The 621-nt window shown below is 47.8% G+C and carries 1 pseudogene; it reads right to left on the reverse strand.

From position 1 onward, the window contains the following. A pseudogene (locus FA045_RS18935) lies at nucleotides 1-621 on the reverse strand (hypothetical protein); the annotation flags it as partial.

Consider the following 621-nt stretch of genomic DNA (forward strand, 5'->3'; position numbering starts at 1 on the left):
TGGGTCACCTTTGTCTCCTTTTGGACCGTTAATGTTTGTCCATGTATTGGTCGTTGGATTGAAWACCCATGTTCCGCTATCGTTGGTAACAATTGTTACGCCTGCTCCAGGAGCACCTGTTGCACTTGATCCTGGGATACCTGGGGTTCCAGTTGATCCTGGTTGTCCTTCTACTCCTACTACACCAGSRTCWCCTTTGTCTCCTTTTGGACCGTTAATGTTTGTCCATGTATTGGTYGTTGGATTGAAWACCCATGTTCCGCTATCGTTGGTAACAATTGTTACGCCTGCTCCAGGAGCACCTGTTGCACTTGATCCTGGGATACCTGGGGTTCCAGTTGATCCTGGTTGTCCTTCTACTCCTACTACACCTGGGTCACCTTTGTCTCCTTTTGGACCGTTAATGTTTGTCCATGTATTGGTCGTTGGATTGAAAACCCATGTTCCGCTATCGTTGGTAACAATYGTTACGCCTGCTCCAGGAGCACCTGTYGCACTTGATCCTGGGATACCTGGGGTTCCAGTTGATCCTGGTTGTCCTTCTACTCCTACTACACCAGGGTCACCTTTATCTCCTTTTGGACCGTTAATGTTTGTCCATGTATTGGTCGTTGGATTGAA

Origin of the sequence: Pedobacter cryotolerans (genome assembly GCF_005116475.1) — a bacterium.
Classification (GTDB): Bacteria; Bacteroidota; Bacteroidia; order Sphingobacteriales; family Sphingobacteriaceae; genus Pedobacter; species Pedobacter cryotolerans.